This window comes from Streptomyces marokkonensis, from assembly GCF_039539045.1.
Taxonomy (GTDB): Bacteria; Actinomycetota; Actinomycetes; order Streptomycetales; family Streptomycetaceae; genus Streptomyces; species Streptomyces marokkonensis.
Genome location: NZ_BAABCQ010000072.1, coordinates 1 through 24,427, shown reverse-complemented (window position 1 = coordinate 24,427; position 24,427 = coordinate 1). Strand labels below are relative to the sequence as shown.

Genomic DNA, 24,427 nt, shown 5'->3' with positions numbered 1-24,427 from the left:
CCGGCAAAATGGGCACCACGGACCCCTGGTACACCGGGGGAACAAGATCCTCTGAGCCGGTCGACAAGGAGAGAACTCGTGGACGACGTTCTGCGGCGCAACCCGCTCTTCGCGGCGCTCGACGACGAGCAATCCGCGGAGCTTCGCGCCTCCATGAGCGAGGTGACCCTCGCCCGCGGCGACACACTGTTCCACGAGGGGGACCCCGGAGACCGCCTCTATGTGGTCACCGAGGGCAAGGTCAAGCTTCACCGCACGTCCCCGGACGGGCGCGAGAACATGCTGGCCGTGGTCGGCCCGAGCGAGCTGATCGGCGAGCTGTCGCTCTTCGACCCGGGCCCGCGCACCGCCACCGGCACCGCGCTGACCGAGGTCAAGCTGCTCGCCCTCGGCCACGGCGATCTCCAGCCCTGGCTGAACGTCCGCCCGGAGGTCGCCACCGCGCTGCTGCGCGCCGTCGCCCGCCGCCTGCGGAAGACCAACGACGCCATGTCCGACCTCGTCTTCTCGGACGTCCCCGGCCGTGTCGCCCGTGCCCTGCTGGACCTGTCCCGCCGTTTCGGCGTGCAGTCCGAGGAAGGCATCCACGTTGTGCACGACCTGACGCAGGAGGAGCTGGCCCAGCTGGTCGGCGCGTCCCGCGAGACGGTCAACAAGGCACTGGCGGACTTCGCCCAACGCGGCTGGCTCCGTCTGGAGGCCCGAGCGGTGATCCTGCTGGACGTGGAGCGGCTGGCCAAGCGCTCCCGCTGACCGCCCGACCGGGCAGACCCGGCCAGGCGGTCCCGGCCAAGCAGAACTGGTCGGGCAGAACTGGTCGGGCGGCCTCGGCAGGGCAGTCCTAGTCGGGCAGCTGGATGAGCCCGTGCTCGCCCAGGTACTCCAGCTGCGCCCGCACCGACATTTCCGCCGCCGGCCACAGTGAGCGGTCGACGTCCGCGTACACGCGGGCGACGACCTCACCCGGTGTCCGGTAACCGTCCTCCACGGCCGTCTCGACCTGGGCGAGGCGATGGGCGCGGTGGGCGAGGTAGTACTCCACGACACCCTGGGCGTCCTCCAGGACGGGACCGTGTCCCGGGAGCACCGTGTGCACCCCGTCGTCGGCCGTGAGCGACCGGAGCCTGCGCAGGGAGTCCAGGTAGTCGCCGAGACGGCCGTCTGGGTGGGCCACCACGGTCGTACCGCGGCCCAGGATCGTGTCACCCGTCAGGACCGCCTGGTCTGCCGGGAGATGGAAACACAGGGAGTCGGCCGTGTGCCCGGGGGTCGGTACGACCCTCAGCTCCAGGCCGCCGACGCCGATCACGTCACCGGCGGCCAGCCCCTCGTCGCCCAGCCGCAGCGCCGGGTCCAGGGCCCGTACGTTCGTGCGCGTCAGCTCGGCGAAGCGCGCGGCGCCCTCCGCATGGTCGGGGTGACCGTGCGTCAGCAGAGTGAGTGCGACGCGCTTGCCCGCCCGCTCGGCCGTGTCGGCGACGTGCCGCAGGTGTGTGTCGTCCAGCGGGCCCGGGTCGACCACGACGGCCAGGTCGGAGTCCGGCTCGGTGAGGATCCAGGTGTTCGTCCCGTCCAGGGTCATCGCGGAGGCGTTGGGCGCGAGGACGTTCACCGCGCGCGCGGTGGCCGGTCCCGACAGGACGCCGCCGCGCGGCTGTCCGGGCAGTGCTGCTGCGTCCGTCATGCGAGGGCTCCCCCGGTCGGGTCGGAAGGTGTCGTCGGCGGCGGCTGTGCCGTGCTCGTCGGCACGTGCCGGGTGAACTCGTCGTGCCCCGGCCAGGAGAGCACGATCTCGCCGCCCACCAGCCGCGCCTCGGCCAACACGGGCGTCATGTCGCGGCTCGGAGCCGACGCCAGCGCCTCGGCCGCCGTACCGCACGCCGCAAGGCCGCGCAGGGTCGCGATCGTCGGCGGCATCATCAGCAGCTCGCCCCTGTCGTACCCGGCCGCCGCCTCCGCAGGAGTGATCCACACCGTGCGGTCGGCCTCCGTGGAGGCGTTGCGGGTGCGCTGCCCCTCCGGGAGCGCGGCCACGAAGAACCACGTGTCGTAGCGCCGGGACTCGAACTCCGGGGTGATCCAGCGGGCCCAGGCGCCCAGCAGGTCCGAGCGCAGCACGAGGCCCCTGCGGTCCAGGAACTCCGCGAAGGACAGCTCACGGCCGACCAGGGCGGCCCTGTCCCGCTCCCAGCCCGCGCCCGTCGTGTCACCGACCACCGAGTCGCCGGTCGGTCCGGCGAGCAGGACGCCCGCCTCCTCGTACGTCTCGCGTACGGCCGCGCAGACGATCGCCTGGGCGCCCGCCTCGTCGACGCCGAGCCGGTCCGCCCACCACGCGCGCGTGGGGCCCGCCCAGCCGATGTCACGGTCGTCGTCGCGCGGGTCGACCCCGCCGCCCGGATAGGCGTACGCGCCCCCGGCGAACGCCATGGAGGTACGGCGGCGCAGCATGTGGACGGCGGGGCCCGGCCCGGCACCGGTGTCGGCTTCACCATGGGTGCCGCCGTCTGTGCCGCCGTCTGTGCCGCCGTCGGTGCCGCCGTCGGTGCCGCCGTCGGTGCCGCCGTCGGTGTCCTTGAGGAGCATCACGGTGGCCGCGCGCTTCGGGGTGACCGGGGTGAGGGTTCCGGCCGTCAGCGCGCGGATGCGGTCCGGCCACTCCCGGGGGTACCACTGACCGTTCGCCTGACCATTCGCGTGACCACTCACCTGATCATTCGCCTGACCGCTCGCCTGACCGCTCGCCTGACCGCTCGCCATGGCCGGAGGCTATCCGGTGACGGGCGGATGTTCGAGTGGCTCCCGAGCCGAGCGAGGCCGTACGGGAGCCCACCCGGGGCCCCGCCAGGGCGGCCGTACAGGGGGGCTCGTACGGGGGGGCTCGTACGGGGGGGCTCGTACGGGGGGGGCTCGTACGGGGGGGCTTGTACTGGGCGGCCGTACGAGGGTCTCGTACGGGGCCTGTGGCGTCGGTCAGCCGGGGAGTGCGGCCAGCCACTCGGTGAGCAGCCGGTTCGTCTCCTCGGGGCGTTCCTGCTGGAGCCAGTGACCGCAGCCGTCGAGGAGGTGCGAGGCGGTCAGGCCGGGCAGGGTGGTCGGATACGCCTCGATCGCGTCGGCCAGCCAGGTGGTGGAGGCGTCCCGGTTGCCGCCGAGGAACAGCGAGGGCTGGGTGATGGGGGCGCCCTGGTGGGCGGCCAGGTCGGCCCAGTCGCGGTCCATGTTGCGGTAGCGGTTGAGGGCGCCGGTCAGGCCGGTACGCTCGAATTCCCCCGCGTAGACGTCCAGCTCCTTCTCGGTCAGCCAGGACGGCAACGGACCGTCCGGGAACCGGTCGCGCATCCTGCCGCCGGGGGCCACGAAGTGCGGGTCGGGTGCCTCCGGGGCAGGCATGGTGTCGGCGGACAGGGCGGCATAGAGGCCCGCGAGCCAGCCGCGCACGTCGGGCTCGATCTCGGCCTCGGCCCGGCCGGGCTCCTGGAAGTAGGAGACGTAGAACTCCTGCCCCGCGAACGGGCCGGCGGGGTCGCTCATGCCGGCGAACACGTCGCTGGGTTTCGGGCCGCCCGGCGGGGTGTACGGCACGCTCAGCAGGCCGACCGCGCGGAAAACGTCCGGCCGCAGCAGCGCGGAGTGCGCGGCGATGTTCGCGCCCCAGTCGTGGCCGACGATCACCGCGGACCGCTCGCCCAGAGCCTCCACCACGGCGACGTTGTCCGCCACCAGGTCGAGCATCCGGTACGCCTCCACCGCGTCGGGCCGGGAGGAGCGTCCGTAGCCGCGCACGTCGATGGCGACGGCGCGGAAGCCCGCGGCGGCCAGCGCGGGGAGCTGGTGGCGCCAGGAGTACCAGGACTCGGGGAAGCCGTGGACGAGCAGGACCAGTGGCCCGCTGCCCTGCTCCACCAGGTGGATCCGGCCGGCCGGCGAGGGCACCATGCGGTGGACGGGCCGCCGGCCGGTCACGGACTGTGGGTCGACCGAGGACTGCCGACCGGTCGCGGACCGCTGATAGGACATGGGCTCGGTCACGGGCTGCGGATCGGTCACGGGCTGCTGGGGCATGGCTCCTCCTGGGGCACGCGGTGGGTCCGGCGCCCGGACGGACCGGGACCGGCGGCAACGACCGCATCCCGCCCCGTACGAGGCGCCGAACTCGATCCTGCGGGGGCGGCGCCGCGAGGTCGAGGCTTGTTGCCGGGCTGGCAACGCCCCCTCCCCGCACCGTCCCTACGCCTGGACGAGTTCCACCTGGACCTCGACCTCCACCGGCGCGTCCAGCGGCAGTACCGCCACGCCGACCGCGCTGCGGGCGTGGACGCCCTTGTCGCCGAGCACCGCGCCGAGGAGTTCGCTGGCGCCGTTGATCACGGCCGGCTGGCCGGTGAAGTCGGACGCGGACGCGACGAAACCGACGACCTTCACCACGCGCGCGACGCGGTCGAGGTCACCGGCGACGGACTTCACGGCGGCCAGGGCGTTCAGCGCACAGGTGCGGGCCAGTTCCTTGGCCTCGTCCGGCGTGACCTCGGCGCCCACCTTGCCGGTGACCGGCAGCTTGCCGTCCAGCATCGGCAGCTGGCCGGAGGTGTACACGTACGGGCCGGACTGCACGGCCGGCTGGTACGCGGCCAGCGGCGGGACCACCTCGGGCAGTGTCAGACCGAACTCGGCCAGTTTCGCCTCCACGGCGCTCACGCCTGCTTCTCCCGCTTCAGGTAGGCCACGAGCTGCTCGGGGTTGTTCGGCCCGGGCACGACCTGGACGAGCTCCCAGCCGTCCTCGCCCCAGGTGTCCAGAATCTGCTTCGTGGCATGGACGAGCAGCGGCACGGTTGCGTATTCCCACTTGGTCATGTGGCCGACTCTAGCCGCTGCCCGGGAAGCCTCGGCGGGCCGACCGCGACCACGTTGTCCACAGCCCCGGGCGTACTCGGCGCGCGGACTGGTTACGCTCGAATACGTGAGCAGGCTCCAGGTCGTCAGCGGCAAGGGCGGAACCGGCAAGACCACGGTGGCCGCGGCCCTCGCGCTGGCCCTGGCCACCGAGGGGAAGCGCGCGCTTCTCGTCGAGGTCGAGGGTCGCCAGGGCATCGCGCAGCTCTTCGAAACCGAAGCGCTGCCTTATGAGGAGCGGAAGATCGCCGTCGCTCCCGGGGGCGGGGAGGTGTACGCCCTGGCCATCGACCCCGAACTGGCCCTTCTGGACTACCTCCAGATGTTCTACAAACTGGGCAGCGCGGGACGGGCCCTGAAGAAGCTCGGCGCGATCGACTTCGCGACCACCGTCGCGCCGGGCGTCAGAGACGTCCTGCTGACCGGCAAGGCCTGCGAGGCGGTGCGGCGCAAGGAGAAGAGCGGGCGGTTCGTGTACGACTACGTCGTCATGGACGCCCCGCCGACCGGGCGGATCACTCGCTTCCTCAACGTCAACGACGAGGTTGCCGGTCTGGCGAAGGTCGGCCCGATACACAATCAGGCGCAGGCCGTGATGCGGGTGCTCAAGTCACGGGAGACCGCCGTGCACCTGGTGACGCTCCTGGAGGAGATGCCGGTCCAGGAGACCGCGGACGGCATCGCCGAGCTGCGGGCGGCACGGCTCCCGGTGGGGCGGGTCATGGTCAACACGGTGCGGCCCGAGGTGCTGGACGCGGCCGGCCTGGAACTCGTACGGAGCACACCGCGTACGGCACTCGCCCGCTCCCTGTCGGGGGCCGGGCTCGGCGGGGCGCGGCGGGGCGGGCACGCCGAGCGGCTGGTGGATCCGCTGCTGGCGCAGGCCGAGGAGTACGCCGAGCGGTACGCGCTGGAGCAGGAGCAGCGGGCCGCCCTGACCCGCCTGGACCTGCCGCTGCACGAACTCCCGTTGCTTGCCGGGGGCATGGACCTGGCGGGCCTGTACGAACTGGCCACCGAGCTGCGGAAGCAGGGGATCGCATGAGTCCGGACCCGGCCGCCCGGCACCAGGAGAGCGCGCGGCGTCTCTCCCACGCGCGCGTGCTGGACGTCGACCCGCTGCTGGAGGACCCGAAAACCCGCATTGTGGTGTGCTGCGGCTCGGGCGGCGTCGGCAAGACGACCACTGCGGCGGCCCTGGGCCTGCGCGCGGCCGAGCGCGGTCGCAAGGTGGTCGTCCTCACCATCGACCCGGCCCGGCGGCTCGCCCAGTCCATGGGCATCGACTCGCTCGACAACACCCCGCGTCGGGTGAAGGGCGTCGACGACTCGGCCGGTGGTGAGCTGCACGCCATGATGCTCGACATGAAGCGCACCTTCGACGAGATCGTCGAGGCGCACGCGGATCCCGAGCGGGCGGCGGCGATCCTGGGCAACCCCTTCTACCAGTCGCTCTCGGCGGGCTTCGCGGGCACGCAGGAGTACATGGCAATGGAGAAGCTGGGGCAGTTGCGGGCGCGGGACGAGTGGGACCTCATCGTCGTCGACACGCCGCCGTCCCGCTCGGCGCTGGACTTCCTGGACGCCCCCAAGCGCCTCGGTTCTTTCCTGGACGGCAAGCTGATCCGCGTCCTGCTGGCCCCGGCTAAGGTGGGCGGCCGGGCCGGCATGAAGTTCCTGAACGTCGGCATGTCGATGATGACGGGTGTCCTGGGGAAGGTGCTGGGCGGGCAGTTCCTGAAGGACGTGCAGACCTTCGTGGCCGCGATGGACTCGATGTTCGGCGGGTTCCGTACGCGCGCGGACGCGACGTACAAGCTGCTCCAGGCGCCCGGAACTGCGTTCCTGGTGGTCGCGGCCCCGGAGCGGGACGCACTCCGCGAGGCCGCGTACTTCGTGGAGCGGCTGGCCGCCGAGGACATGCCGCTGGCCGGTCTGGTGCTCAACCGGGTCCACGGCAGCGGCGCCGACGGGCTGTCGGCCGAGCGGGCGCTCGCCGCCGCGGAAAATCTTGAGGATCTCCGCATTGTGGATCAGGACGGCGGGAAAGCTGGAGTTCGTAACTCGCCTGACGCATACCGCAGTTCAGGCTCTCCCGGCCCCGACCTCGGCCCCGACCCCGACCTCGACCTCGACCTCGGCTCCGCCCCCGATCTCGGCTCCGCTCCCGGATCCGACAGCGAGACCACACCGGAGCACGACCCCAGGGCAGATCACGAGCCTCAGCCCAAGACCATCCCCGGCCCTTACCCCGGCCCGGAGTCCGGCACCTCCGACACCTCTCCCGAAGCCTTCGACGCTCCTGAGCGGTCCGTCGACCAGCTCACCGCGGGCCTACTGAGGCTGCACGCGGACCGGATGCAACTGCTCGCCCGGGAGCAGCGCACGCGGGACCGCTTCACCGCACGTCACCCCGAGGTGGCGGTCACCGAAGTGGCCGCGTTGCCCGGCGACGTGCACGACCTCGCGGGGCTGCGGGAAGTCGGCGTCCGCCTCGCGACGGACCGGCCGGAGCTGCCCGAGACGGGGCCCTGATCCAGCCGAGGCGTCCGTACCGCCACGTCCGTCCTGTGGCGTCCCGGCAACGACGCCCGGCCAGGCGCCTGAACAGGAGCTTCCGAACCCGAGCGTCCGGGGGAGCCCCCGGCCGGCTCAGCCCACGGCCGCCACGTAGTTCTCGTAGATCTCCTCGTCGTCGAGGGGCACGATGCCGACCCCCCGCTCGTACTCCGTCCGCGCCGTCTCCAGCAGGTGACGCCAGGAGGTCACGGTGGGCCGCCGACGTAGCAATGCGCGGCGTTCCCTCTCCGTCATGCCTCCCCACACGCCGAACTCGACACGGTTGTCGAGCGCGTCGGCCAGGCATTCGGTACGCACCGGACATCCGGTGCACACCGCCTTGGCCCTGTTCTGCGCTGCTCCCTGAACGAACAATTCGTCCGGATCGGTAGTGCGACAGGCGGCCTGCGCACTCCAGTCGGTTACCCAGCCCATACCGGCGCCGTCCTCTCCCGAATCGAGGCTCCCCCACGGCGGCAGCGGCATATTCACCGCCGCCAGTTGAGGACGTTACGGAAGGTGGGCACAGCGCAACACCCCCTTCGGGCCCAATCTTGAATGGCCCGAACGGACTATGGGTAAGCGGCAGATCACCCGGGGGAGTGAGCTGGCGACATGCGTGATTATCCCGGCATTCGGGTCATGTCCACTGCGTCACAACGGACACCAGTTGACACACAGGGCGGATTCGGACACGTATCCCACACTCCGTGGCACGCGCCCGTACACACCAACGCGCCCCCCAGCGGGGCCCCTCAGGAAAAAAATCGAGCAGATCCGGAACGATTCGGGGTCGCCGGACGTATTGATACGTGGCCGCACTGCTGTGACAGTTGAGTGCAGCTTAGGCCAAGGCATATACGCGTGTCCGGCGAATGAGAACGTAGGCTGCCTCCATGCCAAAGAAGCGCTCGGGCGGTGGTCTGTCGCCAACTCAGCAGGCCGCCAAGTTCCTCGGTGTCAGTGTCCTCGCTGGAGCAGTGCTGGCCGGCATCGCGTTGCCCGCCGTGGGTGCGCTGGGGCTGGCGGCCAAGGGGTCGGTGGAGAGCTTCGACGCACTCCCGGCCAACCTGAAGACTCCCCCGCTCAGCCAGCGCACCTCCATCCTCGACGCCAACGGCGATCCCATCGCCACGGTGTACTCGCGCGACCGCACGGTGGTCGATCTGAAGGACATCTCGCCGTACATGCAGAAGGCGATCGTCGCGATCGAGGACTCGCGCTTCTACGAGCACGGCGCTGTCGACCTGAAGGGCGTCCTGCGCGCGCTCAACAAGAACGCGCGCAGCGGCGAGGTCTCCGAGGGCGCGTCCACGCTCACCCAGCAGTACGTCAAGAACGTCTTCGTGGAGGAGGCGGGCGACGACCCGACGAAGGTCGCCCAGGCCACCCAGCAGACCATCGGCCGCAAGATCCGCGAGCTGAAGCTCGCCATCCAGGTCGAGGAGGAGCTGGGCAAGAAGAAGATCCTCGAGAACTACCTGAACATCACCTTCTTCGGCCAGCAGGCCTACGGCGTCGAGGCGGCCGCCCAGCGTTACTTCTCCAAGTCCGCCAAGGACCTCAACGTCCAGGAGTCCGCCCTCCTGGCCGGCATCGTCCAGTCGCCCAGCCGGTACGACCCGGTCAACGACGAGGCCGAGGCCACCAAGCGGCGCAACACCGTCCTGGAGCGCATGGCCCAGGTCGGCGACATCTCACAGGCGGAGGCCGACAAGGCCCAGAAGGCACCGCTCGGACTGAAGGTCAGCAAGCCCAAGAACGGCTGCATCACGGCCGTGAAGAACTCCAGCTTCTTCTGCGACTACGTACGCGAGGTGTTCCTGAGCGATCCGGTCTTCGGCAAGACCCGCGAGGATCGGTCCAAGATCTGGAACCAGGGCGGCCTGACCATCCGCACGACCCTCGACCCGCAGGCCCAGGAGTCGGTGCAGGCCTCCCTGAAGAACCACGTCCACCAGTCGGACTCGGTGTCCGCGGCCACCACGCTGGTCGAACCGGGCACCGGCAAGATCCTCGCCATGGGCCAGACGAAGCCGTACGGCTACGGCAAGGACGAGACGGAGATCAACTACTCGGTCGACGCGGCCTACGGTGGCTCCAACTTCGGTTTCCCGACGGGTTCGACCTTCAAGCCCTTCCTCTCGGCCGCGGCGCTGGAGGAGGGCCTGCCGCCGACGCAGGAGTACTCGTCGCCGTACGAGATGGAGTACCCGAGCCCCGTCCAGACCTGCGACAAGCCCTGGGTCAACGACAAGAACAACCCCTACACCGTCGAGAACGAGAACGAGACGGAGGTCGGCCCGTACCGCCTGAAAGAAGCGATGGGCCTCTCGGTCAACACGTACTTCGTGCAGATGCTCTCCGACATCGGCCTGTGCCCGGTGGCCAACATGGCTGACAAGCTGCACGTCCGTCAGGGCAACGGCGACAAGCTGCCGCAGAGCCCCTCCGCCCTCGCCCTCGGTTCGGTCGGTATGTCCCCCCTGACGATGGCGAGCGCCTACGCGACCTTCGCCTCACGCGGCATGTACTGCACGCCGGTCGCGATCGAGTCGATCACGCAGAAGGTCGGCAACAAGCAGAAGACGCTCGAGGTGCCGAAGTCGACGTGCTCGCGGGCCATGACCGAGAAGACCGCGGACACCGTGAACACGCTCCTGCGCGGCGTGGTCGACTCCGGTACGGGTCAGGAGGCCGGCCTGACCGACCGCGACAACGCCGGTAAGACGGGTACGACCGACGAGCGCAGGAACGCCTGGTTCGTCGGCTACACGCCGAACCTGTCGGGCGCCGTCTGGGTCGGCAGCGCCTCCCAGCAGGTCGAGATGAAGAACATCACGATCGGCGGCGTCACCCACGCCCTCGTCTTCGGTGGCGCGGTCCCGGGCCCCATCTGGAAGGAAGCCATGACCGGCGCCCTGGTGGGCAAGGACTCCCCGTCCTTCAACCTTGTCGACATCCCGGAAGGCGACAAGGACAAAGACAAGGACAAGGACGAGGACCGGGGTGACGAGGGCGACCGCGACGACGGCGGCAACGGTGACCCCGGTGCCGTCGGCGGCCTGACCGGCGACGGAAACAACGGCGGGGGCGGCAACGGGGGCACCGAGCCCAACCCGGGCTTCACCATCCCGGAGGGCTTCATCCAGGGCCCGGGCAACGGTCCCGGGGGACGCCGCTGACCCGCCACCCCTGACGCGGCCCGTCCCGGCCCTGCAGGGACAGCACGCATACGACGAACGGTCCCTTCCCTCAACAGAGGGAGGGACCGTTCGCTTGGCACCTGAGTCCGGTACCCGAGTCGGGCACCTGAGTTCCGGTACCCGAGTTCCGGTACCCGAGTCAGCCCGCCAGCAGCTTCTTCACCGCGGCCGCCACCCGACCGCCCTCCGCCTGCCCGGCCACCTTCGGGTTCACGATCTTCATCACGGCACCCATGGCACGTGGCCCCTCCGCACCGGCGGCCCGGGCCTCCGTCACCGCCTGGGCGACGATCGCGTCCAGCTCGTCGTCGGACAGCTGCTGGGGCAGGTAGGCGGCGAGCAGGACACCCTCCGCCTTCTCCCGCTCGGCCTGCTCCGGGCGCCCGCCCTGCGCGAAGGCCTCGGCGGCCTCACGGCGCTTCTTCGCCTCGCGGGTGATCACCTTCTGCACCTCGTCGTCGGAGAGCTCCCGCTTCTCCTTCCCCGCGACCTCTTCCTTGGTGATCGCGGAGAGCGTGAGCCGGAGCGTGGAGGATCGGAGCTCGTCACGCTCCTTGATCGCGGCGTTGAGGTCGTCGTGCAGCTTCGACTTGAGCGTGGTCATGGGGGTGATTGTCTCAGGTACGGAAGGAAGAGTGCCTGCCGATTTACGCTGCCCCCCGGCGGGCTCCCCGACGAGTCCCCCGACGAGTCCCCCGGCGAGTCCCCCGGCGAGCCCCTCCCCCGTGGCTCCCCATCCGGTCGGCTCCCGCCACCGCTTCTGACACGATGGACGTATGCGCGCGCGATACGGAGTACCCCTGGGAATCACGGCGGTTGGCGCCGCCGGTCTGGTCTACGCGGCGGGCTTCGAGGCCCGCTCGTTCCGCCTCCGGCGGGTGACCGTCCCCGTTCTGCCCTCCGGGATGCGTCCTCTGCGCGTGCTGCAGGTCTCCGACATCCACATGGTCGGCGGCCAGCGCAAGAAGCAGCGCTGGCTGCGTTCCCTCGCCGGGCTGCGCCCCGACTTCGTGATCAACACCGGTGACAACCTGTCCGACCCGGAGGGCGTCCCGGAGGTCCTGGACGCCCTGGGGCCCCTGATGGAGTTCCCGGGCGCCTACGTCTTCGGCTCCAACGACTACTACGGCCCGAAGCTGCGCAACCCCGCCCGGTACCTGATCGAGAAGGCCCAGGGCCGCCATGGTCTGAACGGCAACACGCCGGCCGAGGGCGTTGTCCACAACCCGTGGGAGAACCTGCGCGACGGCTTCGACGCGGCCGGCTGGCAGAACCTCACGAACACGCGCGGGACGCTCAAGATCGAGGGTGTGTCCGTCGAGCTGACAGGACTGGACGACCCGCACATCAAACGGGACCGGTACACGGAGGTGGCGGGCGGCCCGTCCAGTACGGCGGACTTCTCGATGGGCGTGGTCCACGCGCCGTACCTGCGCGTCCTCGACTCCTACACTGCGGACGGCTACCCCCTGCTCCTCGCCGGTCACACGCACGGCGGCCAGCTGTGCATCCCCTTCTACGGCGCCCTGGTCACCAACTGCGACCTGGACACGGAGCGCGTGAAGGGCCTGTCCACGCACACGGCCGAGGGCCGCACGACCTACCTCCACGTATCGGCGGGCTGCGGCACGAACAGGTACACCCCGGTACGTTTCGCCTGTCCGCCGGAGGCGACGCTGCTGACGCTGGTGGGACGGGAGCACTGACCGGCGAAGGCAGGGCCGCATCGACGGTCGGACACGGCCACCCCGGACGGCGGACCCACCCCGGACCCACCCCGGACCGAACCGGGGCCGAGCCTGAGGCCTGATCGAGGCCGGACCGCGAGGACGGACCCCGAAGGCGGACGCGAGGGCGAACCGCCAGCCCGCCCCTGGGCCGGGCCCAGGGGCGGGCTGGGTAACCCACACGGCGCACCCACATAGCCCGCAATGTCCGGTCTGTCTACCGTGAGGCCATGACAGCCCCGATACCCAGGGACATCCCGGACCTCCCCGCAGTCCCGGGTCCACCCAGACTGCTGCCCTCCCCCGTCCCGGCGACGGCCGTCCTGCCCCTCGTACGCCGCCCGCTCGTCGCCGGCTTCCGCGCCCTGACCGCGCTGCTGGCTCTGACGGGCGTGACGGTCGAACTGCTCCTCGGTGGTCCGCCCACCAGGACCCTGAGCCACTTCACCATCCAGAGCAGCATCCTGCTGGCGCTGGTCCTGTTCGTCTCCGCCCGTCGCGCCTGGTCCGCCCGGCGCCCCCTGTCCGGCGCCCTCACGGGAGCGGCCGTCTTCTACGTCGCCGCCGCCGGCCTCGTCCACCACCTGCTCCTGGCCAACGCGGCGAGCTCCTTCGCCACGACGGAGGGCGCCGGTGCGGTCACGGGCTGGCACACGGTCGCGGCCCACCTCCTGAACACGGCCGTTCCCGTCGCCGCGGCCCTGGACTGGCTCCTGCTCACCACCCCCGGCCGCCTGCACCTGCGCCAGGCCGCCGTATGGCTCCTCTATCCCCTGGCCTACCTGGCCCTCTCCCTGGGCCGCGGCGAGCTCCTCCTCCCCGGCACCCAGGACCGCTACCTCTACCCCTTCCTCGACGTCGACCAGCACGGCTACAAGGGCGTCCTCGGCAACGCCCTCCTCCTCGGCCTCTCCCTCTACGCCCTGGGCGCCCTCCTCGTGGGCCTGGACCACATCCGCCCGAACCCGCTCCGCCGCCGTCGGTAAACCGGATTTCGCCTCCGGCCGCCGGTGGGCTAAAGTAAACGACGTCGCCGCGATGAGCAGCGACGATCGGGGTGTGGCGCAGCTTGGTAGCGCGCTTCGTTCGGGACGAAGAGGTCGTGGGTTCAAATCCCGCCACCCCGACAGTGAAGTACCAGGTCAGGGGCTTGATCCGCTTAGCGGGTCGGGCCCCTGAGTGGTTTGTGGGGCCGTCTTGGGAGCCGTTTGGGAGCCGAGTCCGGGATACGGCTCCCCGGGCAGCTTCCATGCGAAGTGGCCACAAGGGCGCGGCTCCGCCAGCGGTTGGTGAGGGCCACGGCAGCAAAGCCGGCCAAGCCGGCTGGGATTCCGCGAACTCCGGACTGTCAGTGCCGGTCCTTAGGCTGAGACGTGCTGTACCGCGCGTCCCCTAGGAGAGCTCGTGCAACACTTCTACAAAGACCTCGGCAGCCTCAAGAAGGGCTCCACAGTCGTCGTCACCCTGCGCAAGCAAGCCAACGTCCAGGTGATGAAGCGCGGCGAGTACAGCAATTACAAGTCGGGGCGGCGGTACCAGTACCTGGGCGGTCATGTCACTCGCTCCCCCTTCCGGGTCACCACCCCCAGTAGCGGGCACTGGGTCATGGCCATCGACCTCGGCGGCCTCGCTGGCCGCATCGACGCTTCTGTCCGGGTGCAGCCGCCCCCACGGGGCTTTCTCCCTCCGGCCCGGGAACCGCAGCGCAACCCGGCCCGGTCCGTCGCAGTCCATGAGCCGGAGGAGCCTCCCGGGGACGTACTGGGCGGCCAGACCTGGGACGTCTTCATCTCACACGCGTCGGAGGACAAGGCAGCCGTTGCCCGCCCTCTCCGGGACGCGCTGACCAAGTTGGGTGTGGCGGTCTGGCTCGACGAGGCCCAGATGCGGATCGGCCACAGCCTCCGCCGCAAAATCGACGAAGGGATCAGGGCAAGCCGGTTTGGCGTCGTTGTTCTCTCGACGTCCTTCATCACCAAGGGCTGGACCAACCACGAGCTTGACGGACTGGTCACTCGCAACGTGGCAGGGGAGCAGTCACTCCTGCCGATCTGGCACAACCTGAGTGCTGACGACGTTCGGCGCTACAGTCCCTCGCTCGCGGACAAGGTGGCGATGAGCACGAGCGAATACTCCATCGAGGAGATCGCACAGCAGATCGCTGACGTGGTTCGAGAAGAAGGCCCCGCTTGAGCCCGGGGGCGTTATCGCCGAGTCAGCTATCGGCGCACCCACCCCTCTAGAGTGGCATGACCACGCTCACCGGGGCAGAGCCCGGAGAGCAGGAGGTGGCCGCCGCGTCAGATACGAGGGCCACCAGACTAGACGGAGCGTCAGCGCTACAAGGGGGTCCGGTGGCAAGGCGGAATGGGCGTGAAGGCAACGGCGCGGTTCGCATGGCGTTGCGCGCGGTGTTAGCCGGCGTCACGGGCAGTGTGATCGGTATTGCCGCGTACTCGATCAGCCAGACCGGCGGGCAACGGCTGTCGATCATCGTGGGTTGCCTCATCGGAGTCGCCGTGGCCCTCGGTCTGGAGCTGTACCGCAGGTCCGCTCAGCTGACGGAGGTCCGCCTCGTTCTCCTCGGCAACGAGATGTCGTTCACCACCAAGACGGACATGCGTCAGGCCGCTCAACGGATGTTCTTCCAAGCGGCCACACGGGTCGCCACCCGCCCGCTGGAGGACGGCAGCGGAAACCTGCGCGAGGCCCTGACCTCTCTTAAGACGCTCTTCGACCTCTATCGCGAGCCACTGGAAGGCCACACGACCCCTCCTCCGCCTGCCAAGGGTGACTCGGTGTACGAACTGGCCCTGGACATCCTCAACTTCGAACTCGCCCCGTTCCTGGCCAAGTGGCACCCCAGCCTGAAGGACTTCGAAGACCGCCACCCTGACCAGGACGAGTCCGAGTGGCCCCAGAACGCCGCATTCCGCACGGAGCTCCGCCAACTGCAGGAGCGGCTGCGGCCGTACGTGATCGGACTCGGGGAGATCGCCGGCATCCGTGATCCAGAGCGGCATCTGCGCCCTTCGGGTCGCTCTACACAGACCCACTCCACGGTGCCGCATCAGGACGGGGCGAGACCCGGCCCGCGGGAATGACGCCCCATGCGGTGACGTCTCGCAGCGGACGCAGTGTCGCATGATGGCAAGGTGACGATCTTCACCGTGCAGGCACTTCGTGCGTCGGCCCCGGACGACCAAGCAATCTACGCACCCCCCCCCCATCGATTTTTCGGCCGTCGAGTGGGAGGCAACAACCCGTCGGCTGAGGTCCCCACGAGGAGGCGGAAATGAGCACGCCCGACGCCTCCGCACGGGAGTGGGACGTCTTCATCAGTTACAGCCGGTCCGACGCCGGCAAGGTCAGCGCGCTCGTGTCCGCGCTCCAGGCACGCAACCTGCGCGTCTTCGTCGACGACACCGCCGTGGACGACTTCACGTCCATCACCGCCACCATCACGGAAGCGTTGGCCCACTCCCGGATACTGCTCGCCCTGTACTCGGCGGACTACCCGCAACGGCGAGCGTGCCAGTGGGAGCTGACCTACGCGTACCTGACCGGACAGCGCGAGGGTGATCCCCGCCGGCGGACACTCGTGCTCAACCCCGAACCCGCTTCCGACCACGTCCACCCGGTCGAACTACGAGACGCCAGACACTGGTCCTGGCCCACCACCCCGGAGGGGCTCGACCGGCTCGCCGAGCGCGTGACCGACCACGTGGGCACCACCGCCACCGTCATGGGAGACGCGGCGGACGCGCCTTTCGTGCCCTGGCTGCCCGCGCCCGCCCGCACGGGCTCGTTCCGCTTCACCGGACGCCTGGCCGAGCAGTGGCGCATGCACACGGCTCTCCACCGTCACCGTGCTCCGCTGGTCGCCCAGAGCGGCGGAGGACGCGGCGCGCAGCTGCGCGGCATGCCCGGGCTGGGCAAGTCGCTGCTCGCCCAGGAGTACGCCCTGCACTTCAGCTCGGCCTTTCCCGGCGGCGTCTTCTGGTTCGATCTGCATCCGTACGAGGGGGAGCCCTCGGAGGCGATGGAGTCCTACGCGGAACAGGTCTCCACCGTGCTGGCGGCTCTTCGGGTGACTGCCTCGACGTCCTCCCTGCCCGGCCTGCTCAGCCATCTCGCGGTCGCGCTGGGGGAACGCAACCTGCCCTGTCTGTGGGTGGTGGACGGCGTCCCCGACGGGCTGGCCGCGGACCAGCTCAATCTCCTGCGCGGCCCGCACCTGCTCACGGCCACCCTGATCACGACACGGTCCCTCCGGTACACGGCTTTCGCCGAGTGCGTCGACATGGCTCCGTTGTCGGACGCCGACGGCTATCGCCTCCTCACCTCCCGTCGCACGCCCCACGACGAGCTCGAGCACGCCGCCGCTCTCGCGCTCGTCCGTGATGTCGGTGGGCATCCGGAGGCGCTGGACCTGCTCGCCGACCTCACGGCCACCAGTGACTTCGTCGACGTACGCAATCGGCTGCATGCCCACGGTCCGGACGTGCTGGCCACCCGCCGGACGGTGTCCGGTGCCGGCGCGCCGGCTCACCGCCCACTCGCGACGGCCCTGCTGCCGAGACCACTCGCCGGCGCGGACCCGGCCGACGACGTCCTGCGGCTGCTCGCTCTCGCCTGCCCGGCACCGCTGTCCCGAACAGCCGTGGAAGACGTCCTGTCGTCCATCGGCCCCTACGACCCGTGGAATGTGGGAGCTCTCGTCTCAGAGGCCGTGGAAGCTCTTCGCGGCTCCGGCGCCTTGCTCCGCGAACCCCTGCGCGACCGGTCCTGGACCATTCATCCGCTGCTCGCCCGCGCCGTACACCGCCATGACTCGAACGTGGCCCGCCAGGAAGACCTCCGTCGGCTTCTTCTGCGTACGCTCGTTCCGGGCACCTCCGCCCGGGCCTCGGTTCCGGAGAGGCCCGCGACGACGAGTTCCCCCGAAGCCCAACTGTCGCCCACCTCCTCGGTCGGCATCTTTCCCGGGCCGCTGGAGCGAGCCGCAGCCTTCGACCTCCAGGTCGAGCTCGTCACCCGAGTCGGTGTGCAGCCGCTTCCCGGGGATCACGGCTCCCTGCGGGAGGCACTGACGTCCCTGCACTCACTGTTCGCCACGACGCGCGACCTGCTCCACCGGGTCGCGACCGAGACCGCCACCCCTCTGACGCTCCCCGGCATCGCCGCACGACTGACCAACACGTATCTGCGTCCCTTCCTCACGACGTGGCATCCGGCGCTTCAGGAGCACGAGGCCGTTCGTCCGCCGGACGTCGGCCCGGTCGAACACGAGAGGCGCTGGAAACGCTCCCCCGACATGCGCGCCGACCTCGCCGAACTGCGGGAGCCGCTCACAACCGTCGCCAAGGACCTCGCCGGCCTCTGCGGCATCGACCTCCTGGCCGCTTCTCCACCAGGTGAATGAAGAGCGTGGCGAGAGTTCTTCGCCGCTCGGTCCTCCCACCCCAGCGAACCGTCCGCGCGGCCTTCGTCGTGTCAGGGCCTGCTCGGCGGGCTGGTCAGACCCGGTCCAGGGGGCGGTGCGGGCCGCTGGGGAGTTCCGTTTCGACAGGGTCGCCGGGGCGCACCACGCCGCCCTCCCTCACGACGCTCATGATTCCGGCCTTGCGTACGATGTTCCCCGCCTCGTCGCGGCCGACGACCTGCTTCAGCAGCCCGTCCCGGAAGTTGTCGATCTGCAGACAGGGATTGCGGAGGCCGGTGACTTCCAGGACCGCCGAGTCGCCGATGCGTAGCAGTGTGCCGACGGGCAGACCGAGCAGGTCGATGCCGCGCGTGGTGATGTTCTCGCCGAGTTCGCCGGGCGCCACCTCGAACCCCTCCGCGCCGACCTCGGCGAAGAGCTCTTCATGGATGAGGTGGACCTGGCGCAGGTTCGGCTGTGTGGGGTCCTGCGCGACGCGCGAGCGGTGCTTGACCGTCACACCGGCGTGCACGTCCCCCTCCACACCGAGTCCGGCGAGCAGTCTGACGCTGTCCCGGTTCGGCTTGGTGAACGAGTACTCCCCGTTGCTGCTGACCGCCGCCCTCGTGTCCTTCGGAGGCTTCGGAGGCTTCGGGCGCTTCGGGTGGCCGACGGGCTCACACGGTGACTCCCGGTTGTTCCGGGCTGAGGTAGTACGTGCGCGTCTGCGCGGAGTGCGGCGACAACAGGCCGGCCAGTTCCTCGGCGGCGGTCTTGAGGAGGTGGCCGTCACGGGTGGCCTTGAGTGTTTCGAGTACGAAGGCGACGCGGGTGGAGTCTTCGGTGACGCGGGTGCGGTGTGCGTCGCGGTGGTTCCAGTGGCGGGTCAGCACTCCGGCGGCGTCGGTGTAGATGACCTCGCCGGGCTTGGGGTTCTCGGTGGTGTCGGGTTCGCCGAGCGGGGTGAACCCCTCGGTTCCGTCGGCGTACTTGATGTCCACGTCGCCGGTGACGTGGTCGAGGTCGAAGGCTCCTGCGGGCAGGCCGTGGTGGACGGATACGGCGTTGTAGGTGTCGACGGCCGGGTTGATACGCGGCAGGCCGCCCTTCTTGGCCATGCGGCGGCCGAGCGCGTCGACACTGGGGCGAATGCGGCGCGGGTTGGTGCCGAAGGCGCGGTAGGCGGTGTGCCAGGCCTCGATCCGCGGGTCGCTCTCGTCGGCGGGGGCCCAGGTACCGGCGGCCAGCCGCTGCTCGAGCTCGTCGAGCGCGGCGGCGCTGCCGGGCCAGGGCTCGCGGCCGCGCAGTCCGCCGGCGGTGACCACGGCGATGAGAGTGTCCGGGAAGGCCTGTGCGACGGCGGGGGCGAGGCGGACGGCGGTCATGGGAGGTCTCCATTCCGATGTGGTGCGGGGTGTGCGGGGTGTGTGTGCGGGGTGGACGGGGTGGACGGGGTGTGCGGTGTGGACGGGGTGTGCGGGGTGTGCGGGTCAGGGATTCCAGGGGCCTACGCGGTCCAGGCGGCGTCGCTGCTGGCGGGCCGTGGGCTCGTCGAGGGCCTGCTTGCGGTCGGTGAGACGGTCGGCGACGGTTGCACGGTGCTCCACGGGCTTGTGGTCGTCGTACTTGAACTTGGCCCGGACCTCCGTCACCGCCAGCCTCAGGCCGCGGATGCCGGGCAGCATCCGCCCGTACGGAGCCTGATCGATCCCGATGGGGGCGTGGTCGCCGTCGGGTTGGAAGTGGGCCATCTGCCGGCGCAGCAGCTCGGCCTTGGCTTCCGGCTCGTCGACGATGTGGGCCCGGCAGACGAACTGGACGGCAGCGTAGTAGCTGGTGGGCACGCCTTCGGCGGGAGGCGTGCCGGGCTTGGCGCGCCAGGGGCCGGGGACGAAGGCGTAGTCGCCGATCACGGTGAACGTCACGTTCGGGTCGTGCTCGATCACCTCCCAGACCGGATTCGGCCGGGCCAGATGGATCAGCAGCTCGTTGCCGTCCGGGACGAAGTGGGTGGGCACGGTGGTAGGCGCTTGGCCGAGCCGTCCGTTGACGCTGAGCAGTCCGAAGTCGTGGCCGTCGGCGATCCAGGTCTGCCATTCGGCCTCGTCCAGGGCCGCGTCCCAGGGCTGGATGAACATGCGGGGCTCCTTGAAGTACGCGGGGCGGTCAGGCGCGGGCGAGGAGGCTGACGGCGACCGCGCCCAGGCCTACGAGCTGTCCCCCGCGGATACGCTCGGCAAGCACGCGCTACGAGCGGACAGGCGCCGTGCCGCACCGATACGGGGCACTGATCACGGCGCCGACGGCGAGGTCACTGCTGCGTGCGGCGAGCGGTGCCCGGGCCGTCGAGGAAGTCGGCGGAACCGGCGCATCCGTAGGCCTGCGAGCTGCCCGGGGCCGGCAGCGGAGCTATCACGGAACAATCCCTTACTATTACAATGGAACGACTAGACCGTACAACGGAACGACCGCACTCTGTCAACTGAACGACCGGGTGACACGTTCCACCGACCGACCGGGATGGTGACCAGGTGACCGAGACAGAGGTGGCCCTGCGCACACTCGCGCACAACGTCCGCTCGGCTCGCACGCGCGCCGGTCTGTCCCTGGACGAGCTCGGCCGCCGGGCCAAGGTCAGCAAGGGCGCCCTGGTCGGGCTGGAGAAGGCGCAGGGCAACCCGAACTTCGCGACTCTGGTCAGGCTGGCCGACACGCTCGGCGTCTCGGTCTCCGCTCTGATGGACGGTCCGCCCGAAGGGCGCGTCCGCGTGGTCTCCGCCGACGCCGTGATGCCGCTGTGGGCGGGCGAGCGGGGCAGCGAGGCCCGGCTCATGCTGACGACGTCGGGCTCCGCCCCGGTCGAGGTGTGGCGGTGGCGTCTGGAGCCGGGCGAGACGTACCCCAGCCACCCCCACCAAGCCGGTGTCGTGGAGACCGTCAGCGTCACCACGGGGCGCATGGTCCTGGTCGTCGACGGCACGGAGCATCCGGTCGAAGCCGGGCAGACCGCCACGTACGACGGCGACGTCCCCCACACCTATGTCGGGGCGGGCGACGAGACCTGCCATCTGATCATGACCGTCCATCTGCCGCCCGGGCCCGCGTCCACGACCTGACCGGGCCGCGGACGGCGCCCGCGCGACGGTGACAACGGGCCCGTTCAGGGCCTGGGCTTCCCCGCCTGGCCCGTCACCCCGAAGGTGCGGCCGGGAGCGGCGTACTCCGCCGGGCCGTCGTAGCGCGTACCCGCCCGGGTCACGGCCTCCTCCGGATCCAGGGACGGGCCGATGTGGGTGACGACCAGGCGCTGCGCACCGGCGACGGCCGCGCTCGCGCCCGCCTGTTCCGGGGTGTGGTGGACGGCCTCCGTGCCGGCCTGCGGCGTGCGCGCGTAGTCCGCCTCGCACAGCAGCACCGTGCAGTCGTCGGCGAGCGCGGTGAGCGCCTCACAGGGGGCGGTGTCCCCGGAGTAGGTGAGGGAGGCGCCGCCCTCGGTCTCGACACGGACCCCGAACGCGGGCATCCCGTGCGCCACCGCCCGGCTGGTCAGGGCGAGTCCACCGACCAGGGCGCGGTGGTGGTCACGCACCTCGACGACCTGGAAGGCGTCCTCCACCGGGCTCCGCCGCGGCCCGTTGGTGAGGAAGCCGGCGAGCCGGTCCGCGATGCCCGGTGGTCCGAAGAGGGGTACGGGCGCGGCGAGTTCGACGTCCGCGTACAGGAGGCCGTAGTACGCGGTCAGCAGGTCGGAGCAGTGGTCCGCGTGCAGGTGGGAGATCCAGATGCCGTCGAGCTCGTCCAGGCGTATGTGTGCGCGCAACGCCCCGAGCGTGCCGCTGCCGGCGTCCAGCCACAACCGGGTACCGGCGCCCTCGACGAGGTATCCCGAGCACGGGTTCCCGGCTCGGGGGTACGGGCTCGCGCTGCCGAGCACCGTGAATCGCAGATCGTCCGTCATGCGCGCGGAGTTTACGGGCGTCGCCCTCATGGCCCGTCGATGCCTGTCAGTGCCTCACGGTGCCTGTCAGTGCCTCACGGTGCCTGTCAATATTTGTCAGTGCCTCTCGGTGCCCTCTCAACCCCTTGGAGCGCACGCGCCACCGGCGCTCTAGGGTGTCCCGGGTTGCCGGAACACAGCCTGGCGCAGGCAGGGAGACAGGGAGACAGCCGTGGGTACTGCGCGTACGAGCAGGACGCCGTTGCCGGGTATCGGGGTGCGCTACGACCTGGTCACGCGGGAGCGGCGTCGGCTGTCGGTGGTGGCCGAACCGGACGGCGTCCGGACGCTGAGCACGTATCGCAAGGACGATCCGGACGACCGCGCGATGTCGGTACGACTGGCCGCGGACGAGGCGGCGGCGGTCGTCGACGCGCTCATGCCGGCCCATCACAGTCCCAGCCTTCTGTCGACGACCGAGTTGGGGCTGGTCGCGGAACGGGTCGTGCTGTCGCGGACGTCCCACTGGAGCGGGCGCCTGCTGGGAGAGACCCGGATGCGTACGGATACCGGTGTGTCGATCGTGGCCGTGCTGCGACGGGCCGAGGCGATCCCGTCTCCCGGGCCGGAGTTCCGCCTGGCCGGCGGTGACACGCTGATCGTGATCGGGACGCGTGAGGGCGTCGATACCGCCGTGGAGATACTCGGCCGGGAGTGAGGGGCACGGCTGACCGGCGGAGGCGCCGGCCGGGATCCGGGCAGAGCCGTCGAGACCCTCGCCGGGACGTCGTGCACGGCCCCGCCGAGACACTCGCCCGGGACGCCGTACACGGTCATGGCCTCCTCACCGTCCTGCCACAGCGGCCGCCGCTTCTCAGGCGTTGGCGTGCTCGGACTCCGCGGTCGGCTCCGCCTCGACGCGGGCGGGACCGGGTGCCTTCGAGGTGGCCCGGCGGGTGAGGCGGCGGGCCAGTGGCTCGGTGAAGCGGGTGGTCAGCGGGCCGACGACGACGAGGATGAGCACGTAGGCGGTGGCCAGCGGGCCGATGCGTGGCTCGACGCCCACGGCGAGTCCGGCGATGACGATGGAGAACTCGCCGCGGGCGACGAGGGTGCCGCCCGCCCGCCAGCGGCCTCCGCCCTGGATGCCGGCACGGCGCGCGGCGTACCAGCCGGTGGCGACCTTCGTGAGTGCCGTGACGACGGCGAGGAGAAGGGCGGGGACAAGGACGGGTGGGATGTCGGCGGGGTCGGTGGACAGGCCGAAGAAGACGAAGAAGACGGCGGCGAACAGGTCACGCAGCGGGGTGAGGAGGCTGCTGGCGCCCTCGGCGACCTCGCCGGACAGCGCGATGCCGACGAGGAAGGCGCCGACCGCCGCGGAGACCTGGAGCTCCTGGGCGAGGCCCGCGACGAGGAGGGTGAGTCCGAGTACGACCAGTAGGAGCATCTCGGAGTTGTCCGAGGAGACCGCGCGGCTGATCAACCGCCCGTGGCGGAGCGCCACGTAGAGGACGGCGCCGACGGTGCCCAGGGAGATCAGCAGGGTGACGGTGCCTCCGGCCAGGCTGACGCCGGCCAGCAGGGCGGTGAGGATCGGCAGGTAGACGGCCATGGCGAGGTCCTCGATGACGAGGACGCCGAGGACGACAGGGGTCTCCCGGTTGCCGAGCCGGCCCAGGTCCCCGAGGACCTTGGCGATCACTCCGGAGGAGGAGATCCAGGTGACGCCGGCCAACGCCACGGCGGCAACCGGGCCCCAGCCCAGGATCAGTGCCGCTACGGCACCGGGAACCGCGTTGAGGACGAAGTCGACCACCCCGGAGGGGTACTGGGTCTTGAGGTTGGTGACGAGTTCCGAGGCGCTGTACTCCAGACCGAGCAGGAGCAGTAGCAGGATGACGCCGATCTCGGCGCCTGTGGCGACGAACTCCTCGCTGGCCTGCAGGGGCAGGATGCCCCCGTGGCCGAAGGCGAGCCCGGCCAGCAGGTAGAGAGGGATGGGCGAGAAGCCCACCCGGCCGGCGAGGCGGCCGAGCAGCCCCAGAGCGAGGATGATCGCTCCCAGCTCGATGAGCATGGCAGTCGTGTCGTGCACGGGCGTCTGTCCTCCGGTTCGGTTCGGCGACGGCGTCTGTGCCTTCCCGGCAGCGAGCGGCGGCGGAGGGCGGCCGGTGAGCGGACGAGAGCCCTTCGAGGCACGGCGGGGCAGCCGAAGGTGGCGTGGTGAGGGGGTGAGGGGGTGGCGTGGTGTGGTCTGGTGCGGGGGATACGGCGGGGTGGGGTGTGAACTCGTGCGGCGTGCGTGGCTGCGTGGCGTGCGTGGCATGCGTGCTCGGCGTGACGCGCGTGGGCTGCTGCTGCGCGAGACCGGGGCCGGGCGGTCCGGCCGGGGCCGCGAACCGGCATGTGGTCGGCGGGCGGCCGGGGGCTTCGAGCCGTGGGACGGGCCTGAAGGTCAGACGCCGGGAGCGGCACCGCTCGCGTCTGGCACGCTGTCACGGGCGGTGTTGTCGATCCGTACGGTCCTGCGGGCCGGGACGGCTCGGTCCATGGCGCGTCCCCCTCGTACCTCATCGAATGCCGTCATTGAGCTGCGCAAAATGAGCACCCAACCGCTCAACGGAGCGTCACGGCTCGGTAAAGAAAGTCGGATCGTAGCCATGTCGTTCTGTGAG

23 protein-coding genes and 1 tRNA gene are annotated in these 24,427 nt (G+C 70.5%); 12 read left to right on the top strand and 12 right to left on the bottom strand.

The genetic code is table 11. The features are described from left to right. Positions 1 to 78 precede the first annotated feature (78 nt). The gene (locus tag ABEA26_RS19225) at positions 79 to 753 is read left to right on the top strand and encodes a Crp/Fnr family transcriptional regulator (RefSeq protein ID WP_003975365.1); all 675 of its coding nucleotides are present in this window, start codon (positions 79 to 81) and stop codon (positions 751 to 753) included. 88 nt (positions 754 to 841) lie between these two features. On the opposite strand, the gene ABEA26_RS19220 is transcribed toward ABEA26_RS19225, so the two are convergent. From ABEA26_RS19220 to sp36, 5 genes are all read right to left on the bottom strand, one after another. Next, a complete protein-coding gene (locus ABEA26_RS19220) occupies positions 842 to 1,684 on the bottom strand; it encodes an MBL fold metallo-hydrolase (RefSeq protein WP_345593798.1) in 843 nt (280 codons plus the stop codon). Next, positions 1,681 to 2,760: an NUDIX hydrolase gene (locus ABEA26_RS19215; protein WP_345593796.1), complete on the bottom strand. Its 1,080-nt coding sequence runs from the start codon at positions 2,758 to 2,760 to the stop codon at positions 1,681 to 1,683. Before ABEA26_RS19215 ends, ABEA26_RS19220 begins: the two co-directional genes overlap by 4 nt. A gap of 213 nt (positions 2,761 to 2,973) precedes the next feature. Continuing rightward, positions 2,974 to 3,939 carry an alpha/beta fold hydrolase gene (locus ABEA26_RS19210; protein ID WP_345593816.1) on the bottom strand — a complete coding sequence of 322 codons (966 nt, stop codon included), beginning with the start codon at positions 3,937 to 3,939 and terminating at the stop codon, positions 2,974 to 2,976. A gap of 291 nt (positions 3,940 to 4,230) precedes the next feature. Beyond that, a complete protein-coding gene (locus tag ABEA26_RS19205) occupies positions 4,231 to 4,698 on the bottom strand; it encodes a RidA family protein (RefSeq protein WP_345593795.1) in 468 nt (155 codons plus the stop codon). After that, entirely contained in the window at positions 4,695 to 4,856 is a 162-nt protein-coding gene (gene sp36 / locus ABEA26_RS19200; RefSeq protein ID WP_003975360.1) for a Sp36 family protein, read from the bottom strand. Before sp36 ends, ABEA26_RS19205 begins: the two co-directional genes overlap by 4 nt. Positions 4,857 to 4,962: 106 nt before the next feature. On the opposite strand from sp36, the gene bagA reads away from it, so the two are divergent. Further along, entirely contained in the window at positions 4,963 to 5,940 is a 978-nt protein-coding gene (gene bagA, locus ABEA26_RS19195; protein WP_345593793.1) for an ATPase BagA, read from the top strand. After that, positions 5,937 to 7,430: an ATPase BagB gene (gene bagB, locus ABEA26_RS19190; protein WP_345593791.1), complete on the top strand. Its 1,494-nt coding sequence runs from the start codon at positions 5,937 to 5,939 to the stop codon at positions 7,428 to 7,430. The genes bagA and bagB overlap by 4 nt, the downstream gene beginning before the upstream one ends. Before the next feature lie 117 nt (positions 7,431 to 7,547). Here bagB and wblA read toward each other — a convergent pair whose 3' ends face one another. Next, positions 7,548 to 7,889 carry a transcriptional regulator WblA gene (gene wblA, locus ABEA26_RS19185; RefSeq protein ID WP_345593790.1) on the bottom strand — a complete coding sequence of 114 codons (342 nt, stop codon included), beginning with the start codon at positions 7,887 to 7,889 and terminating at the stop codon, positions 7,548 to 7,550. Between the two features lie 461 nt (positions 7,890 to 8,350). Here wblA and ABEA26_RS19180 point away from each other — a divergent pair, with 461 nt between their 5' ends. Further along, a complete protein-coding gene (locus ABEA26_RS19180) occupies positions 8,351 to 10,639 on the top strand; it encodes a transglycosylase domain-containing protein (RefSeq protein WP_345593788.1) in 2,289 nt (762 codons plus the stop codon). 160 nt (positions 10,640 to 10,799) lie between these two features. Here ABEA26_RS19180 and ABEA26_RS19175 read toward each other — a convergent pair whose 3' ends face one another. Continuing rightward, a complete protein-coding gene (locus ABEA26_RS19175; RefSeq protein WP_345593787.1) occupies positions 10,800 to 11,264 on the bottom strand; it encodes a GatB/YqeY domain-containing protein in 465 nt (154 codons plus the stop codon). A gap of 172 nt (positions 11,265 to 11,436) precedes the next feature. On the opposite strand from ABEA26_RS19175, the gene ABEA26_RS19170 reads away from it, so the two are divergent. From ABEA26_RS19170 to ABEA26_RS19145, 6 genes are all read left to right on the top strand, one after another. After that, on the top strand, positions 11,437 to 12,366 hold the full coding sequence (locus tag ABEA26_RS19170) for a metallophosphoesterase (RefSeq protein WP_345593785.1): 930 nt from the start codon (positions 11,437 to 11,439) through the stop codon (positions 12,364 to 12,366). Between the two features lie 251 nt (positions 12,367 to 12,617). Continuing rightward, complete coding sequence (locus ABEA26_RS19165) at positions 12,618 to 13,373, top strand: Pr6Pr family membrane protein (RefSeq protein ID WP_345593783.1); 756 nt, start codon at positions 12,618 to 12,620, stop codon at positions 13,371 to 13,373. 67 nt (positions 13,374 to 13,440) lie between these two features. Then, a tRNA-Pro gene (locus ABEA26_RS19160) sits at positions 13,441 to 13,514 on the top strand. A 277-nt stretch (positions 13,515 to 13,791) separates the two neighbouring features. Further along, on the top strand, positions 13,792 to 14,580 hold the full coding sequence (locus tag ABEA26_RS19155) for a DUF1883 domain-containing protein (RefSeq protein ID WP_345593782.1): 789 nt from the start codon (positions 13,792 to 13,794) through the stop codon (positions 14,578 to 14,580). Positions 14,581 to 14,783: 203 nt separating this feature from the next. Continuing rightward, positions 14,784 to 15,491 carry a hypothetical protein gene (locus tag ABEA26_RS19150; RefSeq protein WP_345593780.1) on the top strand — a complete coding sequence of 236 codons (708 nt, stop codon included), beginning with the start codon at positions 14,784 to 14,786 and terminating at the stop codon, positions 15,489 to 15,491. Positions 15,492 to 15,682: 191 nt separating this feature from the next. Then, entirely contained in the window at positions 15,683 to 17,812 is a 2,130-nt protein-coding gene (locus tag ABEA26_RS19145; protein WP_345593779.1) for a TIR domain-containing protein, read from the top strand. Between the two features lie 94 nt (positions 17,813 to 17,906). Here ABEA26_RS19145 and ABEA26_RS19140 read toward each other — a convergent pair whose 3' ends face one another. The 3 genes from ABEA26_RS19140 to ABEA26_RS19130 all read right to left on the bottom strand — a co-directional run bounded on the left by ABEA26_RS19140 (position 17,907) and on the right by ABEA26_RS19130 (position 19,950). Further along, positions 17,907 to 18,374 carry an MOSC domain-containing protein gene (locus ABEA26_RS19140; protein ID WP_345593814.1) on the bottom strand — a complete coding sequence of 156 codons (468 nt, stop codon included), beginning with the start codon at positions 18,372 to 18,374 and terminating at the stop codon, positions 17,907 to 17,909. Between the two features lie 115 nt (positions 18,375 to 18,489). Next, a complete protein-coding gene (locus tag ABEA26_RS19135; protein ID WP_345593777.1) occupies positions 18,490 to 19,197 on the bottom strand; it encodes a B3/B4 domain-containing protein in 708 nt (235 codons plus the stop codon). 105 nt (positions 19,198 to 19,302) lie between these two features. Next, complete coding sequence (locus tag ABEA26_RS19130; RefSeq protein ID WP_345593776.1) at positions 19,303 to 19,950, bottom strand: FMN-binding negative transcriptional regulator; 648 nt, start codon at positions 19,948 to 19,950, stop codon at positions 19,303 to 19,305. 393 nt (positions 19,951 to 20,343) lie between these two features. Between ABEA26_RS19130 and ABEA26_RS19125 the strand changes: the two genes are divergently transcribed. Beyond that, positions 20,344 to 20,928: a helix-turn-helix domain-containing protein gene (locus ABEA26_RS19125; protein ID WP_345593775.1), complete on the top strand. Its 585-nt coding sequence runs from the start codon at positions 20,344 to 20,346 to the stop codon at positions 20,926 to 20,928. A gap of 44 nt (positions 20,929 to 20,972) precedes the next feature. Here ABEA26_RS19125 and ABEA26_RS19120 read toward each other — a convergent pair whose 3' ends face one another. Then, complete coding sequence (locus ABEA26_RS19120; RefSeq protein WP_345593774.1) at positions 20,973 to 21,770, bottom strand: MBL fold metallo-hydrolase; 798 nt, start codon at positions 21,768 to 21,770, stop codon at positions 20,973 to 20,975. A 211-nt stretch (positions 21,771 to 21,981) separates the two neighbouring features. On the opposite strand from ABEA26_RS19120, the gene ABEA26_RS19115 reads away from it, so the two are divergent. Continuing rightward, positions 21,982 to 22,467, top strand: coding sequence for a cation:proton antiporter regulatory subunit (locus ABEA26_RS19115; RefSeq protein ID WP_345593773.1), 486 nt, complete (start codon positions 21,982 to 21,984; stop codon positions 22,465 to 22,467). A 156-nt stretch (positions 22,468 to 22,623) separates the two neighbouring features. On the opposite strand, the gene ABEA26_RS19110 is transcribed toward ABEA26_RS19115, so the two are convergent. Beyond that, positions 22,624 to 23,847, bottom strand: a complete 1,224-nt coding sequence (locus ABEA26_RS19110) for a cation:proton antiporter (RefSeq protein WP_345593772.1) — start codon at positions 23,845 to 23,847, stop codon at positions 22,624 to 22,626. Between the last annotated feature and the right edge of the window lie 580 nt (positions 23,848 to 24,427).